General features: G+C 58.0%; 11 protein-coding genes and 1 pseudogene. 1 reads left to right on the top strand and 11 read right to left on the bottom strand.

Translation table 11 applies throughout. From position 1 onward, the window contains the following. Positions 1–40: 40 nt before the first annotated feature. From OKW35_RS22395 to OKW35_RS22355, 9 genes are all read right to left on the bottom strand, one after another. Entirely contained in the window at positions 41–1,210 is a 1,170-nt protein-coding gene (locus OKW35_RS22395; RefSeq protein WP_429402611.1) for a porin, read from the bottom strand. 541 nt (positions 1,211–1,751) lie between these two features. Continuing rightward, on the bottom strand, positions 1,752–3,020 hold the full coding sequence (locus OKW35_RS22390) for an MFS transporter (RefSeq protein ID WP_429402610.1): 1,269 nt from the start codon (positions 3,018–3,020) through the stop codon (positions 1,752–1,754). A 226-nt stretch (positions 3,021–3,246) separates the two neighbouring features. Then, positions 3,247–4,902, bottom strand: a complete 1,656-nt coding sequence (locus OKW35_RS22385; protein WP_429553165.1) for an electron transfer flavoprotein-ubiquinone oxidoreductase — start codon at positions 4,900–4,902, stop codon at positions 3,247–3,249. Positions 4,903–5,012: 110 nt separating this feature from the next. Next, positions 5,013–5,435 carry an acyl-CoA thioesterase gene (locus tag OKW35_RS22380; protein ID WP_429402608.1) on the bottom strand — a complete coding sequence of 141 codons (423 nt, stop codon included), beginning with the start codon at positions 5,433–5,435 and terminating at the stop codon, positions 5,013–5,015. A 91-nt stretch (positions 5,436–5,526) separates the two neighbouring features. Further along, positions 5,527–6,468, bottom strand: coding sequence for an electron transfer flavoprotein subunit alpha/FixB family protein (locus OKW35_RS22375; protein WP_429553164.1), 942 nt, complete (start codon positions 6,466–6,468; stop codon positions 5,527–5,529). A 14-nt stretch (positions 6,469–6,482) separates the two neighbouring features. Next, positions 6,483–7,232, bottom strand: coding sequence for an electron transfer flavoprotein subunit beta/FixA family protein (locus OKW35_RS22370; protein WP_429553163.1), 750 nt, complete (start codon positions 7,230–7,232; stop codon positions 6,483–6,485). A 62-nt stretch (positions 7,233–7,294) separates the two neighbouring features. Continuing rightward, complete coding sequence (locus tag OKW35_RS22365; RefSeq protein WP_429402605.1) at positions 7,295–8,905, bottom strand: long-chain fatty acid--CoA ligase; 1,611 nt, start codon at positions 8,903–8,905, stop codon at positions 7,295–7,297. A gap of 72 nt (positions 8,906–8,977) precedes the next feature. Continuing rightward, positions 8,978–10,123 carry an acyl-CoA dehydrogenase family protein gene (locus OKW35_RS22360; protein ID WP_429402604.1) on the bottom strand — a complete coding sequence of 382 codons (1,146 nt, stop codon included), beginning with the start codon at positions 10,121–10,123 and terminating at the stop codon, positions 8,978–8,980. A 32-nt stretch (positions 10,124–10,155) separates the two neighbouring features. Further along, positions 10,156–11,238 carry an acyl-CoA dehydrogenase family protein gene (locus OKW35_RS22355; protein ID WP_429402603.1) on the bottom strand — a complete coding sequence of 361 codons (1,083 nt, stop codon included), beginning with the start codon at positions 11,236–11,238 and terminating at the stop codon, positions 10,156–10,158. Positions 11,239–11,470: 232 nt separating this feature from the next. Between OKW35_RS22355 and OKW35_RS22350 the strand changes: the two genes are divergently transcribed. Continuing rightward, the gene (locus tag OKW35_RS22350; RefSeq protein ID WP_429402602.1) at positions 11,471–12,262 is read left to right on the top strand and encodes a TetR/AcrR family transcriptional regulator; all 792 of its coding nucleotides are present in this window, start codon (positions 11,471–11,473) and stop codon (positions 12,260–12,262) included. A 451-nt stretch (positions 12,263–12,713) separates the two neighbouring features. Here OKW35_RS22350 and OKW35_RS22345 read toward each other — a convergent pair. Next, positions 12,714–13,129, bottom strand: a pseudogene (locus OKW35_RS22345) (integrase core domain-containing protein); the annotation flags it as partial. Positions 13,130–13,360: 231 nt separating this feature from the next. Next, complete coding sequence (locus OKW35_RS22340) at positions 13,361–13,954, bottom strand: hypothetical protein (RefSeq protein ID WP_429553162.1); 594 nt, start codon at positions 13,952–13,954, stop codon at positions 13,361–13,363. Between the last annotated feature and the right edge of the window lie 911 nt (positions 13,955–14,865).

The raw sequence follows: 14,865 nt of genomic DNA, 5'->3' as shown, positions 1-14,865 counted from the left end.
CAGCGGTACATTGCACCCTCGTGCAGTCCAAGGTATGACATTAGAACTTGTGGCGAATACCGATGCGAACGAGCATGGTGTGATTGTTCGAGGAATCGCCTTGGTTGTCGATGTTAGCAACTGCTGGCGTGCCGAGCGAAGATGTCCCGGATGCCCGTTGCCATCCAGCACCGCCATATAGGTCGGTCCGCTTTGAAAGGAGGTAGTCCACCAGGAATGCGACCTGATTGTAGTGCTGATTGCCGACGATACTACCTTTGGAAGTCGTCACGGCTCGAGCATTGAGATAGTCATACGCAATGCCGGCCGACAGAGCGGGCGTGAATCGATAGTTGAATCCAATGTCGAAGTTATTGAATATGGCTGTCCCATTGGAGAACTCAGCGCCAAGGTTGGCGTATTGCGCGTTGGAATACGATGCCGCTAACGTCAGGTTACCGATTACATAGTTCGCGCCAACGACTGCCGACTGGTAAGCTTGAGCAACTGAGTAGGCTTTGTTTAGCGAGAACGCGAGTGGACTCGCACCGTTTCCGTATGCTGTAAAGAACCCGCTCCCGGCCGTTGATGTGGGGTTTTTGAAATAGTCGAACGCAGCCGCAATCTTGAAGGGTCCGTGCGTATAGCCGGCGCCGACCGAGTACCCCGAAGTCGAGGTGAAGTTTCCAGGGACGCCACCGAAGCTGTATTCCGCACCAAAGGTGAAGCCCCTAAAGTCGGGACTCATGTACCGTGCAGCATTGTTAAGACGTACCGAGTTTCCTGCGTTATCGAAGTCGCCCGGGTGGGCCGACACCGAAGCACCTACAACAGCGTTTGCCGTGAGGAATTCGGGGAAGTACCAAATCATGTCGTACTGGCGACCAAACGTCACGGCACCGTAGTCAACACTGCTGAGCCCTACGAAAGCCTGACGTCCGAACAAGAGACCGCCTTGGCCAGACGAGCCATTTTGAAGATTAATGCCGGACTCAAGGGTGAAGACTGCGCTCAACCCTGCGCCCAAATCTTCTTTGCCGGTAAGACCCCATCGACTACCGACAATACCGGAGGCCGAGTCGAACCAGACTCTTCTCCCGCCATTGTAATTGGTTTGATACTGGATGCCCTGGTCGAGCCAGCCATACAGAGTGACGCTGCTCTGAGCATGCGCCGATGAACACACTGTACAAACCAGTGTGCCTACCAAGAGCGCTACTTTCCTTTTCATTTCGTCTCCGATTTCTAATACCGTCGCCGCGCCGAGCGTGACGCTCTGCCGATTCTCTCACCATCTGTCACGCTGGTTAGCATCGGTTGTTTCGTTGACGGCTATGGGTTAGACCTATTCGGTCGAATTTCCGCAGTCCCCACCGACTTGATGCGCTGTATCTTCTGGACAGCTACGCGATCAGCGGTACAGTTTTTGGTCTCCAACGGATGCACCGAATCGAAGATGCATCACACCAATTTGACCGTATCCATGAATGCGAGTCCATACAACCGCTTCGATATACACATTCGATTTTCTCGATAACGTTCGAGCCATTTACAGACGACGATTTCTCTGGAAGCGAACATCGACAATATGGGTTGCTGAATAGTCAAACCGTGACCATCCTCGATGCAAATGTATGCCTCGAGTCGTCTCGTGGGCTCGCACTACTACGGCATATAACTGCGACCCCTCACGTCGATAACGTCTCTTGAAAGTGATTGAGGGCTGCTGCCTGCAGCAGGCAGCAGTTTCTTCTTCATCGCGGCGACGCGCTCTATGGGCGCTCTCCATGGAGAGCCACCGCTTGCTCGCGCGCCGCATTGATTGGCGCCCTGGCCCCATGAGTAGGAGGGAATATGTAGGAACCGAGACTCAACACGCAGACAATTCCTGCAGCGATGAGCCCCATGAGCACGAGGACCACGCCGTCATACGATTTGAACGTGTCGTAGCTCTTGCTGATGAGCAACGTGCCAGCGGCCCCGCCCCATGCGAAAGTCATCCATACGGAGCCGGTCACGCGCCCGAACGAATGGATAGGGAAATAGCGGCTTACGAGGTAGGTGATGACATCGCCTTCGGCGCCCAGTCCTATGCCCAGTAGCACTGCTCCAGTCGTGATGATTGGCAGCGCTCCGCCATGGACTATCAACCAGATGCCAACCATGGCCGCAACGAAAATTACGGATGTGACGAACGGAGCAAAGATGCGGTCGACGAAGAAGCCAGTCCCAAGGCGTGCACACACGGAACTGAAACCGACCGTTGAGAGAACCCCGCCTGCGACCGCGGGAGCGTAGCCCCGGTCAGTGAGAATTGGGAGAATCTGCGACGTCACGCCGAACGTTGAGAACGAGATAAGCCCGATTGCAGTGAAGAGGAGCCAGAAGTTCCGGTTGCGAAGGAACTGAAAAGACTGACTCGCGTCGATTGCGCTTTTGCTCTTGCGTTCGGCCTCAAATCCCTCCGGAACGCGCACCAGCAGAAGCAGGCAAAACACCGGAATGAGAGCTGCCATCAATCCAAACGACACGTACCCGGTTCGCCAGCCGAATTTCTCGAGCAACGGAACGGCAATAATCGGAACAAGCATGCCACCAATTCCGTTTCCGGAGTTGATAATTCCGAGAGCCAAGCCGCGCTGTTTGTCGAACTGGGCACAGACGGCGACAGCGTATGGAACCATGACAGCCGCCGAGCCGAAGAACCCAATAACTACGAAGATGGCTAGAAAAATCGGGAAACTTGGCGGAATGAGCGACACTGCGGCTATGGACAGTCCAAAAAGCGAAATCATCAACCCGGTCGTCCATCGGGCGCCCCATTTGTCTATTGCGGCTCCAATAAAACCGATGCCAAATCCGTTGCCGATGGTATAGGCAGTAAGACCGAGCGCAACGGATGTCCTCGACCATCCAAATTCCTGTCCTATCGCTTTAGCGAAGATGCCAAACATAAAGGCCGCGATAGTACTCGACCCCAGCAACATTGCCAGTGTCCCGCCAGCTACGCTCCACCACCTGTTATGAGCGTTATTGAACATCGTCTCCTCCGTTGTATAAATTGCACAGCCCCAGCTACGCTGGTAGCGTATCACCCGGATTCTCAGTAGATTATTAATATGTAGTACTACGTTTATTGCCTTGATTGCCGGATATCGCAGTGGTCCTCTGACCGACAATTACTGCAGCTCGAACGACAGTTTGAAAGCTACCGAACCGAGAAGCTCCGCGAGCACTTTCTCAGCACGATACCGTGACCTTCCGTATCTACATGTTCGCGTAGTTTGGCCCTCCTCCACCCTCTGGAGGAACCCACACGATATTTTGCGAAGGGTCCTTAATGTCGCAAGTCTTGCAGTGCACGCAGTTCTGCGCGTTGATTTGCAGGCAGTCACTGCCGTCGTCGCTCTTCACGAACCCGTAGACCGCTGCCGGGCAGAAGCGCGCCTCTGGACCGGCATAAGTACTCAAGTTCACCTTGACAGGCAAGCTCGCGTCTTTCAACGTCAGATGTACGGGCTGATTCTCCTCGTGATTAGTGTTTGAAATAAAGACCGAGGAGAGGCGGTCGAACGTGAGCTTCCCATCAGGCTTCGGATAGTCGATGGGCTTGCATAGCGACGCTGGTTTGAGCATCTCATGGTCACGATGTTTGTGATGCAGCGTCCACGGCACCTTGCCCTTGAGCAGCTTCTGTTCGATGAACACCATCGGAGTGCCTATATACAAACCCTTGCTCATCCACTGCTTAAAGTTGCGCGCCCTATACAGTTCCTTATGTAACCACGAGTCCTTGAACGCTTCAGGGTATGCCGTGAGTTCGTCGCTCTTTCGCCCGGCATGGACCGCCTCGAATGCTGCTTCGGCGGCGAGCATGCCGGACTTGATAGCGGCGTGGCTACCCTTGATGCGCGATGCGTTCAAAAAGCCTGCATCGTCGCCGACGAGTGCGCCACCATGGAACACGAGTTTCGGCAGAGATATCAGCCCACCTGCGGTAGTCGCGCGCGCACCGTATGACACCCGCTTGCCACCTTCAAGGTACTCGCGGATCGCCGGATGTGTCTTGTAGCGTTGGAACTCCTCGAATGGCGACAGATACGGATTCGAGTAGGCGAGCCCCACGACGAAGCCAACCATCACCTGATTGTTGTCCATGTGATAGAGGAACGAGCCGCCATAGGTGTTATTGTCGAGCGGCCAGCCTGCGGTGTGAATGACGAGGCCCGGGCGATGCTTCTCTGGTTCAATCTCCCAAACCTCTTTGATTCCAATGCCATAGACCTGCGGGTCAGCGTCCTCGCCAAGCGCGAGCTTCTCGTTGAGTTGACGCCCGAGATGACCACGTGCGCCCTCACAGAAGAGCGTGTACTTCGCATGTAGCTCCATACCGAGCTGGAAGTTCTCGGTTGGCTCGCCGTCCTTTCCGACACCCATGTTTCCGGTAGCAACACCCTTGACCGTGCCATCACCATTCCAGAGGATTTCGGTCGCAGGAAAGCCCGGAAAGATTTCGACGCCCAACGCTTCGGCCTGCTGGCCGAGCCAGCGCGTGACATTCGCGAGGTTGACCACATAGTTCCCGTGGTTCTTGAAGTTATCCGGAAGGGCCCAGTTCGGGATGGGTCTCGCGCTAGTTTGGGTAAGGAATAGGAACTTGTCTTCGGTAACGGGCACGTTCAGCGGCGCGCCCAGCTCCTTCCAGTCAGGGACGAGTTCATTGAGCGCCCGTGGGTCCATGACTGCGCCCGAGAGGATATGCGCGCCGACTTCCGAGCCCTTTTCCAGCACGCAAACGCTGGTCTCGACACCTCGCTTTTGTGCAAGCTGCTTCAGGCGGATTGCCGCGGACAGGCCGGCCGGCCCGGCGCCGACGACGACCACGTCGTATTCCATGAACTCGCGATTTTCAGCATATTCCATCGTCTACACCACTTCATCGTCAGGGTTTCGGGTTGATATCCGAGATCGGTTAAGCACTTCCGTCGACCAGCACCGTGTCCCGCTATCTACCATTTCCCAAAGAGGGTCGGTCAACGAAGCCGACGCTCGGTCATTCGCGCACGCTGCGGGTGCGGAATTTCAACCGGATTCCGGCTTTCGCCGTCAATCAGAACCAGAATCACGGCAGCGACTGCGACACATATTCCATCCGAGAAAAGGCCTTGTATCAGCTTGCATGACGTCTTCCCAACATCAAGAACTGCCGTCCCGACTGTCACCGGGTCTGGCCAGTGCAGTTCCCGGAGAAAATCTATCGTCAGTGATGCTGTGACGAAGATTTGGCCTCTCTCCTCGATTTCCGACACGAATCGTGAACGTCCTGTCTCGAAATAAGCGCCGATTGCAAGGTGATTGACATGCCCAAGCTGGTCCGTGTCGGACCAACGCACCGTGTCGGTAGACCAATGCGGGTATGCGTGCTCTTCCTCACCTTGTCGTTTCTGCCTCGTCATATCTCTTGACCTTCCCGGATTTGGGGAATTCGATTGGAATTGTGTTGCACCTGTAGGGAGAGGCTGAATTGGTCAGGCCTCGACATTGCCGTCAACGGGCAGAAATTGCGGCGACTATCTCTGGCACTGCGGTGAACAGGTCACCCACGAGACCATAGTCAGCGACGGCAAAGATGGGAGCTTCCTCATCCTTGTTGATTGCGACGATGACCTTCGAGTCCTTCATACCGGCAAGGTGCTGGATTGCGCCCGAGATGCCCACCGCAATGTACAGTTGGGGCGCGACAATCTTGCCGGTCTGACCTACCTGGTAATCGTTCGGCACGTAACCTGCATCGACCGCCGCGCGCGAGGCGCCCAGTGCGGCGTTGAGCTTGTCCGCGAGAGGCTCGAGGACCTTGGTGTAGTTCTCTGCGCTGCCCAGGCCGCGTCCGCCGGCGACGATAGTCCTCGCGCTCGTGAGTTCCGGACGGTCGAGCTTCGTCACTTCGCGGCTGACAAACTTCGAAAGGCCACTATCGGCGGCCGCTTCAATCTTCTCGACCTGAGCGGTCCCGCCCTCTGAAGCGACCGCGTCGAATGCAGTCATGCGCACCGTGATGACCTTGACCTGGTCAGCAGACTGTACCGTCGCAATGGCGTTGCCCGCATATATCGGTCGTTCGAACGTATCGGCGCTGTGCACGGCTGTGATTTCGCTGATTTGCGCGACATCGAGCTTTGCTGCGATACGCGGCGTGACGTTCTTGCCCGCGGCCGTCGCCGGCGCCAGGATGTGCGAGTACGCGCCCGCGATGGAGAGCACCGTCGCTTCCACGTTTTCAGCGAGACCCGCTTCGAGCTGCGGCGCGTCGGCAAGAAGTACCTTCGAGATGCCAACAAGCTTGGCGGCCGCGTCCGCAGCGGCCTGCGCATTGTGGCCCGCGATCAACACGTGCACGTCGCCGCCAATCTTCTGCGCAGCCGCGACGGCGTTAAGCGTCGCTGCCTTGATGGACACGTTGTCGTGTTCGGCGATTACGAGATTCGTCATGTTTCATTCGCTCCTTACAGCACCTTCGCTTCAGTATTCAGCTTCTCGACCAGCGTCTTCACGTCCGGAACCTTGCTCCCCGCGACTCGCTTCGGCGGCTCTGCCACCTTCAAAGTCATCAGGCGCGGCGTAACGTCGACTCCAAGGTCCTCGGGCTTGATGGTCTCCATCGGCTTCTTCTTCGCCTTCATGATGTTCGGCAGCGTCACATAACGCGGCTCGTTCAGGCGCAGGTCCGTCGTGACCACGCCGGGGAGCCTCAGCGACAGGGTTTCTGCTCCGCCGTCGACTTCACGCGCGACGGTAACCTTGCCATCGGAGATGGAAATCTTCGAAGCGAAGGTCGCCTGCGGCAGATTTGCCAAGGCGGCGAGCATCTGACCCGTCTGGTTCGAATCGTCGTCGATGGCCTGTTTACCCAGAATCACCAACTGCGGCTGCTCCTTGTCGACCATCGCCTTGAGCAACTTCGCGACCGAGAGCGGCTGCAGGTCTTCGTTCGACTCGATGAGAACCGCGCGGTCCGCGCCGATAGCCAGCGCCGTACGCAGCGTTTCCTGACATTGCGTTACGCCCGCCGACACGGCGATGACTTCCGTCGCTACGCCCGCTTCCTTCAGGCGCACAGCCTCTTCGACGGCAATCTCGTCGAACGGATTCATCGACATCTTCACGTTACCCAGCTCGACACCGGTCTGGTCCGTTTTCACCATAACCTTCACGTTCGAGTCCACAACTCGCTTCACGGCAACCAATATCTTCATTTCATTTCCTTAAGCAGTTCTAATTAATCAGAAACGACAGAAAGTCTGTCCCCGCCTTCCCGTTACAAAAACTGCTTCCTTAGTGCGACCTTATTGACCTTGCCCGTGGCCGTCGTCGGAATATCTTCGACGATTCTCACCGTCTCCGGGAGCGACCAACGTGCGATGTGGGGACGCATGAATTCGATAATCTCCTTGCCTTGCAGCGTGGCGCCAGGACGCAGAGCGACTAGCAGCATCGGCCGTTCGCCCCAACGCTCATCGGTCACGGCGATTGCAGCCGCGCGTTCAACGTCCGGATGGCGCATGGCCACGGCCTCAAGCTTGGCGGAGCTAATCCATTCCCCACCAGACTTGATGACGTCCTTCGCGCGGTCGACGATTTGGACATAACCGTATTGGTCAATCGTCGCGATGTCGCCGGTCACCAGCCAACCGTCAGCATCCAATGCGGCGCGGTCGGGTTGGTTGATGTACGTGTGGGGCGCCCACAAACCACTCACGCGCAGATGCCCAGCCGTCTTCCCATCGCGGGGTAACTCTCGACCATGTTCGTCGACAATGCGCAGGTGCATGCCGAATATTTCGCGACCCGTCTTGGTGCGATAGGCCATCTTTTCCTGCTCGGGCAATTTGTCATGACCTGGCTTGAGCGTCCCGCTACTCGCATTCGGCACTTCGGTCATACCCCATGACTGGGCCACGTCCAGGCCATAGCGGAGCATGAGTGCGCTCAGCAGCTTCGCGGGGAGAGGTGAGCCCGCAGAGAACGCGTGACGTAGCGTGAAGAATCGCTTGTCGTTCTGGTCGAGCCAATCGACAAGGATTTGCCAGATTGAAGGCACACCGGCGACACGCGTGACGCGTTCGGACTCGATAAGCTCGTAGAGACTCGCTGGCTGCATGTCGCGGCCAGGAAACACCACCTTCGAACCCGTCAGCGGGCCCATGAAGGGGAAATTCCACGCATTCGCGTGGAACATCGGCGCGAGCGACAGGAGAACTTGCTGCTCACCGTTGGGGCCGCCGGGCATGTTCGCTGACGTGCCAATGAGCGAGGAAAGCAGCAACGACCGATTGGTGTAGGTGACGCCCTTGGGGTCGCCTGTGGTACCCGAGGTGTAGCAAATCACCGCCGGCGCGCGTTCATCGAAAACCGGCCACACAAAGGTCTGGTCCCCTTCGTTGACGAGATCCTCGTAGTAAAGCACATTGGGCAGCTTCGCGTCGGGTACGTCACCCTTTTGCCCCATCGCAACGTAGACCTGCACGCTTCTCAGTCGCGGCGCGATTTCCTCCACGAGCGCAAGCGTCTCGCTGTCAAAAAACAGCACTGTGTCGTTTGCGTCGTTGATGATGTATTCGACCTGCGACGCAAAGAGTCGCGGGTTGACGGTGTGCAGGGCGGCACCCGTCCCCGGAACTGCGTAGAACAATTCGAAATACCGAATCGTGTTCCATGCGAGCGCTGCCAGTCGGGACTCAGGTCCGAAACCACGCGCCACCAATGCCGACGCCAAACGGCGTGAGCGCAGCTCAGCTTCAGCATACGTTTCGCGACGAATTTCGCCAGATATCTCCCGAGCTACGACCTCGGTATCGCCGTGGCATCGTGATGCATAGGAGAGCACGCTCGAAAGAAGCAAATGCTCATCAAGTGGAATACCACTCATTTACTGTCTCCTCAGCCTCATCATTGTTTTCTGCAAGGGGGCGCGCGCCGTCGGCGCGAGGAAGGCAAATGCTTAACGCAAGTCCTTCTGGCCGTACCCCAGCAGGTGACGAGCGATGATGAGGCGTTGTACTTCACCCGGTCCTTCGTAGATGTCGGAGATGCGAGCATCGCGGAACCACTTCTCCGCCAGGTCGGCTTCGGTCAGCGAGCAATTCCCGAGTAGCTTGAGGCAACCCTGGGTGATGTTGCGCGCGGCCATGCCGCCCATCGCCTTAGCGGTCGACGCTTCAACCTTCACGCCGCCCGTTTTGTCCTCAAGCCATTTTGCGCGCACTACGCTAAGCCATGCAGCCTCGTACTCCGCCTCGAGGTCCAGCAAACGCTCTACGAGAGCGGATTGGTTCCCCATGCCGCCGCGGTAGTCTGGCGTGACGCCGACCTCGGCGAGCTTTTCTATCGTGAAGTCCAGCAATGCACGGGAGGTCCCCAAGCCGAAAGCGGCGACGATGGGGCGGGAAAAGTTGAAGACCTCGAAGACGGTCTTGAAATTGGCCTTTACATGATTGAACGCCGGAAGGCGACAATCCTGAAAAACCAGGCCTGCCGTGTCTTCAGCACGAATGCCCATTTTCTTGACCTGCGGGCCGACCGTAAAGCCAGGCGTGCCCTTCTCGACCAGGAAGGTCGTCAGACCCAAATCTCCGGTCGCATCCTTGGCCCGCGCGAACAGCATGACTGCGTCAGCGTCCTCTGCGTAGGTGATGAAAATTTTCTCGCCGTTGATGACCCACTCGTCTCGCTCCGCGTCGTAGACCGCATTCGTCGTCACTCGTGCAGGGTCCGAACCTGCACCGGGTTCTGTGATGCCGATGGCAATCCGCGCTTTGCCCCAGCGCTCGAGCTGTTCAGGGGAGCCGACGCTCTCGAGCACATAATTTCCGAGACTGATTTGCGGCACGCGCAGCGGCACCACGTCGCCGCGGAAAAACTCCATGTGAAGGAGCGCTTCGACAATCGCCTTGCCACTAATCTGCTCACCCATTTCGAGGCGCTGCATGAACGGGTCGGGGCGGCCGGCCGCTTCCTTCAGTTCGCGCGGGGGAACCTCGTTCTCGTTGTGGTCATAGTAACGCGCATAGTTGCGAGCGAGAAGCGCCTGTTCCCTCGCCTCGTTGACGAGCATTTTGTCGCCGTCTGACAATTCAAAGTCAATCATCTCAACCATCCGTGTACGTTGCTGTTTTGCGCCTAGATACCGACCATGCCGTCCAGGACCGAGAGGGTCCTGACATTGCGATACCACATCTCCAGCGGAAAATCTCTCGTGAACCCGTGTCCCCCGAGCATCTGAAGGCCCTCGTCGGCAACCCACATCGCGTGCTTGTTCGCGTAGATTTGCGAAAGGCACGAGAAGCGCGTGGCAGAATTCCGACGGTCGAGGGTCGATGCCGCCCGCCAGTACATCCACCGCATGCATTCGAGCTTCATGTGCATCTCGGCGATTCGGAACGCGATGACCTGCTTCTTGGCAAGTTCCGAACCGTGGGCAACGCGCTCTTTTGTGTAGGAAATGACGTAGTCCAGCACCGAGCCGCTAACGCCGGTCAGGATTGCGGAGAGTGACGCCCGGGATGAATCAACAAGGCGATTCACGATTTCGCCGGCAGCTCCTGGCAGCCGGTTGCTCTCGGGAATCCACACGTTGTTGAAAGCGATTTCGCCCGCGGCCAGCCCGCGCAATCCCAGCGTCGCATGGCGCTTCTTCACCTCGAGCCCGGCACAACCAGCATCAATGATGAAAGCCTCTTCTTGACCACGCAGCAACGCGACGACGAGAAAGTGCTGGCTGGTCTCGGCGAATGGCACGAAGCTCTTGACGCCAGTGAGCACGTAGCCGTCGGTCGCCTTCTCGGCTTTCATACGCAGCTTGGTACGGTCAAAAGCTGGGGTCGGTTCGACGAGCAGGACGCTCGCCGCATGGAACCTGTCGTCACCGAACAGCGAACGAAAACGCTCGACCTGTTCAGGCGAACCGAACTCACGGATGGCCGCCGCGAAGCCAAGCGACGAAGCAACGGCCGCGGCAGCAGATGCATCGCCGCGCGCCAGTTCTTCAAGGATAAGTGCGCCCATCAGCGCGCCACCCTCTTCGTCATCCGATTCCAGACGCGATTGCACGACGCCGAGCGACCACACCTGCTCCAGGGTTTCAGGCGCGAACTGCGTAGCATCGTCCGCCTGCCGAGCTTTCGGCGCGAGCACCTCGGCCGCGAACTCGCGAGCAGTCGACTGCGCGATTGTCTGCTCTTCAGTAAGTTCGAAAGAAATCATGATTTTTCATCCGTGTCTTCATGTTGGGGCTGTTTTCATCATTGCTCCTGCTGTAGGTCAATATAGGCATCGTTAAAACAAGCGTCAAGAACAAATGACTAAATCACATGTTCCTATAAACCCCTATTTGCACGGCGATGCGAAACCGCTCACTCTCTTGTTTCGTGGGGCTCGCTGCGGTGCAGTAGAATCCTGCAACCGACTCAGGCGCTGCACATTAGGCGCCCAGCAGATGGACCGCCCTATTTACTACGTCGCTTGTTCCGCGGTGCCTGTGGCCCATAACTTTGTTAAACAGATTGGCTTGATGGAAACCAGTGACCGAATCAAACTTGCTGCTGTGCGGCTCTTCGCGCGACTTGGCGTTGAAGCCGTGACGGTCCGTGACATTGTTGCGGCAGCAGAACTTAAGAACCCAGGCTCGCTGAATTACTACTTTCGCTCGAAAGAGGAACTGATTCGTCAGGTCATAGTCGACGCGATGGGTCAGGCCAACGAAATCTGGGGAATGCGGCTCAAGGCCATCGAGGACCGGGGTGGTCCTACGGCCTTGCGCGAAATCGTCGAGGCGCTTGTGACCTGGCCACTCTCCGAGCCGCTCGACGGCAGCGTATCTCATACCGCTCGATTCCTCGCGATGGCAGTTCAGACGCGAAGTCAAATGGTTCGTTCGCTGACGCGCGAGATGCAATACAAGGAATACGACCGCGCAATTCTCTATATCCGACGGTTCCTCAAAGACCTGCCGGAAGACGTCATCGCACAGCGAGTCATCTTCTTTTTCTGGTCGCTCACGGGATTCTTGACAGCGTACGAGGCATACGTCGACTCAGAGGCGAACTCAGAATCGGTCTGGCACAAGGTTGACCCCTTCGGGAATTTCGTCGATTCCATGGTCGGAATGCTCACGGCACCGGTATTGACGTCAATTTCGACTCCAGCAAAGGCCAAGCGTCAGCCCTCAACGAAATCAAAAACGTCGAAAAGGCCGAGAGGCAATCTGAAGCGCGCCTCCGATGTATAGAGGAGACACGAGGCGCTCGACCAGGGGGCCAAGAACGCCACTGAGCGCGACGGAGAGACGGATTATCTGTTTCTGCCCTGCGTTCAAGGACATAAAAGGGGAGCCGGGTACGCAAAGCTTGAAATTGACCCGGCCGGAAACTGGACTGCAGACTGTCTGGCAAGGCGGGTAGAGGTGGTCACGGCTCGCTATCTGCCAGAAGGCGACGGTATCAGGCCCCATGCTTTCAGACATCTCATCGCCAGAGACCATTTGAAGCGCCACCGGCAGGATTACATGACGGTGGCACAACTGCTGCACGACACCTTGTCCAGTGTGATGGACGCGTATCCGCGCGTTTCGCACCCTCTATATGTTGATCGACAGTGGCAAACCGGAGTGCAACGCAGCGGGGCTGGGACGGCTGTATCGTCAATAGCTCGTGAAGCTGGGTGAAGCAGAGCGGCGCGCATCAAGCTAGTTGTCGCCTCATCCATGCAGCCAATGGCTGTTTATTCGCGCCGATGGACGCCATCTCAACGACCGAGTCACGTTCGAGGTTCAGCGTCACGGCACCAACCGGCGTCCAGTTGCGATGTGACGCGACCAGCGGGCCGGATTGCATGCGCGCGCCTTCGGGTACCGTGCGTGACGCGCCGCAAGAAGCGCATGATCGCCGCCAGCATGCCGCTGCGCAGGCGTCACGTAGCGGATGCCGCTATGACGATGCGCGAAGTTGTACCACTGCACGAAACCGGCAGCCCAGGTGCGAGCAGCGTTCAGGTTCTCTAAGCCTGTGACCGGAAACTCCGGCCGGTACTTCGCGGTTCGGAAGAGCGCCTCGGCGTAGGCGTTGTCGTTGCTGACACGGGGGCGTGAGTACGACGGCACTTTTGCGATAGCTCGGTCATGAGACTCCCCGTCTCGTTGATATGCATCGCCGCGCCTTGACATCGGTCGGCGATCGGTACGATAGGCGTAAGCCCTTCCGCCGAGCCCCAGCTTCCCTACCGATGAACCGACGCCCCGCCCTTCTCGCGACCACTGAGCCACCCCTTCCTTCTGCCGGCAGGGTTCTGGCGAAGCGTTAGCTTCGCTATGATTGGGGTAAGCGGACTTTCAGTATATACATTTATGGATTCCGAACTCTGGCTGTCGGACCCTGAAACGGCTTATGCCGAATGGCAACGCGCTGAGGCGACGGGTGCGGACAGGCGCGCGTTTGCCGAGCGCTCCATCGTTCAGCACCGTTCGATGTTCGCCCGCTTCCATCGGTATCTCGGGAGCCGTGGCATCACGGTGATGGACTTCAGCACTGACCACGTCGGCGGCTTCTTCGCTGACCTCGCTCGCGACTGCGAGCCGGGTACGTCGACGCGCCTGCGCTATCTGAAGCTGATGGACCGGCTCTCGCGCCACCTCTTGTTGCTCGGTCTGCGCACCGACAACCCTGCTGCAAACCTCCTGCCACGCGAGCATTGGCCAGACGATGAACCGTTGCCGGTATTTCTCTGGCCGGACGAAGATGCGCGCCTTCAGGACGTCTGCCGCGCGGCGACGTTCGAGTCGTTCAAGGAACTGCGTAATCGCGCGATCGTCGCGCTGCTGCTTGCCACTGGCATCACGGCGGCCACTCAGCGCGCTGACCGTGGACGATCTCGACACAGGACGATCAAGAGCCAGTGCCTTCGTCAGAAAACGCGGGCCGCGCATCGCGCGCCGCGTGCCCGTCGACGCGTTCGCGCTCGAGATCGTGCGGAAGTACGCGAAAGCGCGCGCTGCGCTGCCGGCGCCGGACGGTCTCCTATTCATGGCAACGGCAGGCGGCAAGCCCATGAAGCCCGCCACCCTCGGGCAGTGCGTTCGGAGTGCGTTACGCGCTGCCGGCGCTGCGGCGGCCGACGAAAGTCCCCGGTTGCTGCGTAATACGTATGGTCGCAGGCATCTCCTTGAAGGCAAGACCAACGAACAGGTGAGTAACCTGATGGGCCTGTCCAGCCACAGGACGGCTACGCGGTTGCGCGAGACTATTTCCAATGCCGGTGAGATGGGCGGTCAGCAGAGAGAGAGGACGAGGTCGGAAGCGCCGCATAGGCTGCGTACGTCCGGGGCGGTTCCTTGACTTTGGCCACCGACGAGTAGCCTGGTGTTAGAACCGTACACCGGGTACGGCCACCTTTCCGGGACTCAGCCATGATCTATAAAAGCGCGCTCAAGGACATCATCTACCCGGGGCAGAACCGGGAGCCCCGCGTCACGCGATACCGCATAGCGCTCACGAAAAATTCCAGGCTGGTCCGCGCGATCGTTCACCTCATAGCCAACGAGCCCACGCGGCCGCAGCGCACCGAGTTTCTGAACGCTCTGGACGTCATTCTGAACAAGATCATTGGAGTGGAACTGACGGGCGTGCGCCACGACTGCATCCGTCTTGTGGTTCAGGCCGATACGCAGATGATCGACTATCCGATCACTTACAACGCGCTGGAATTCAGGCGTCGTCGTGATCTCGTGAACCAGCCGGCGACGACCGCGGATCAGCCGATCCATATCCGCTCGTTCGATATCGTCGGAGGTGCCGTCGCCTTCTACGTCGATCGCGAGGGCGGCAAGCCCGTCAGCGC

The sequence above is a fragment of the Paraburkholderia sp. MM5477-R1 genome, assembly GCF_050436385.1.
GTDB classification, from domain to species: domain Bacteria; phylum Pseudomonadota; class Gammaproteobacteria; order Burkholderiales; family Burkholderiaceae; genus Paraburkholderia; species Paraburkholderia tuberum.
The sequence above is the reverse complement of the archived record's forward strand: the minus strand, read 5'-3'. Positions and strand labels throughout refer to the sequence as shown.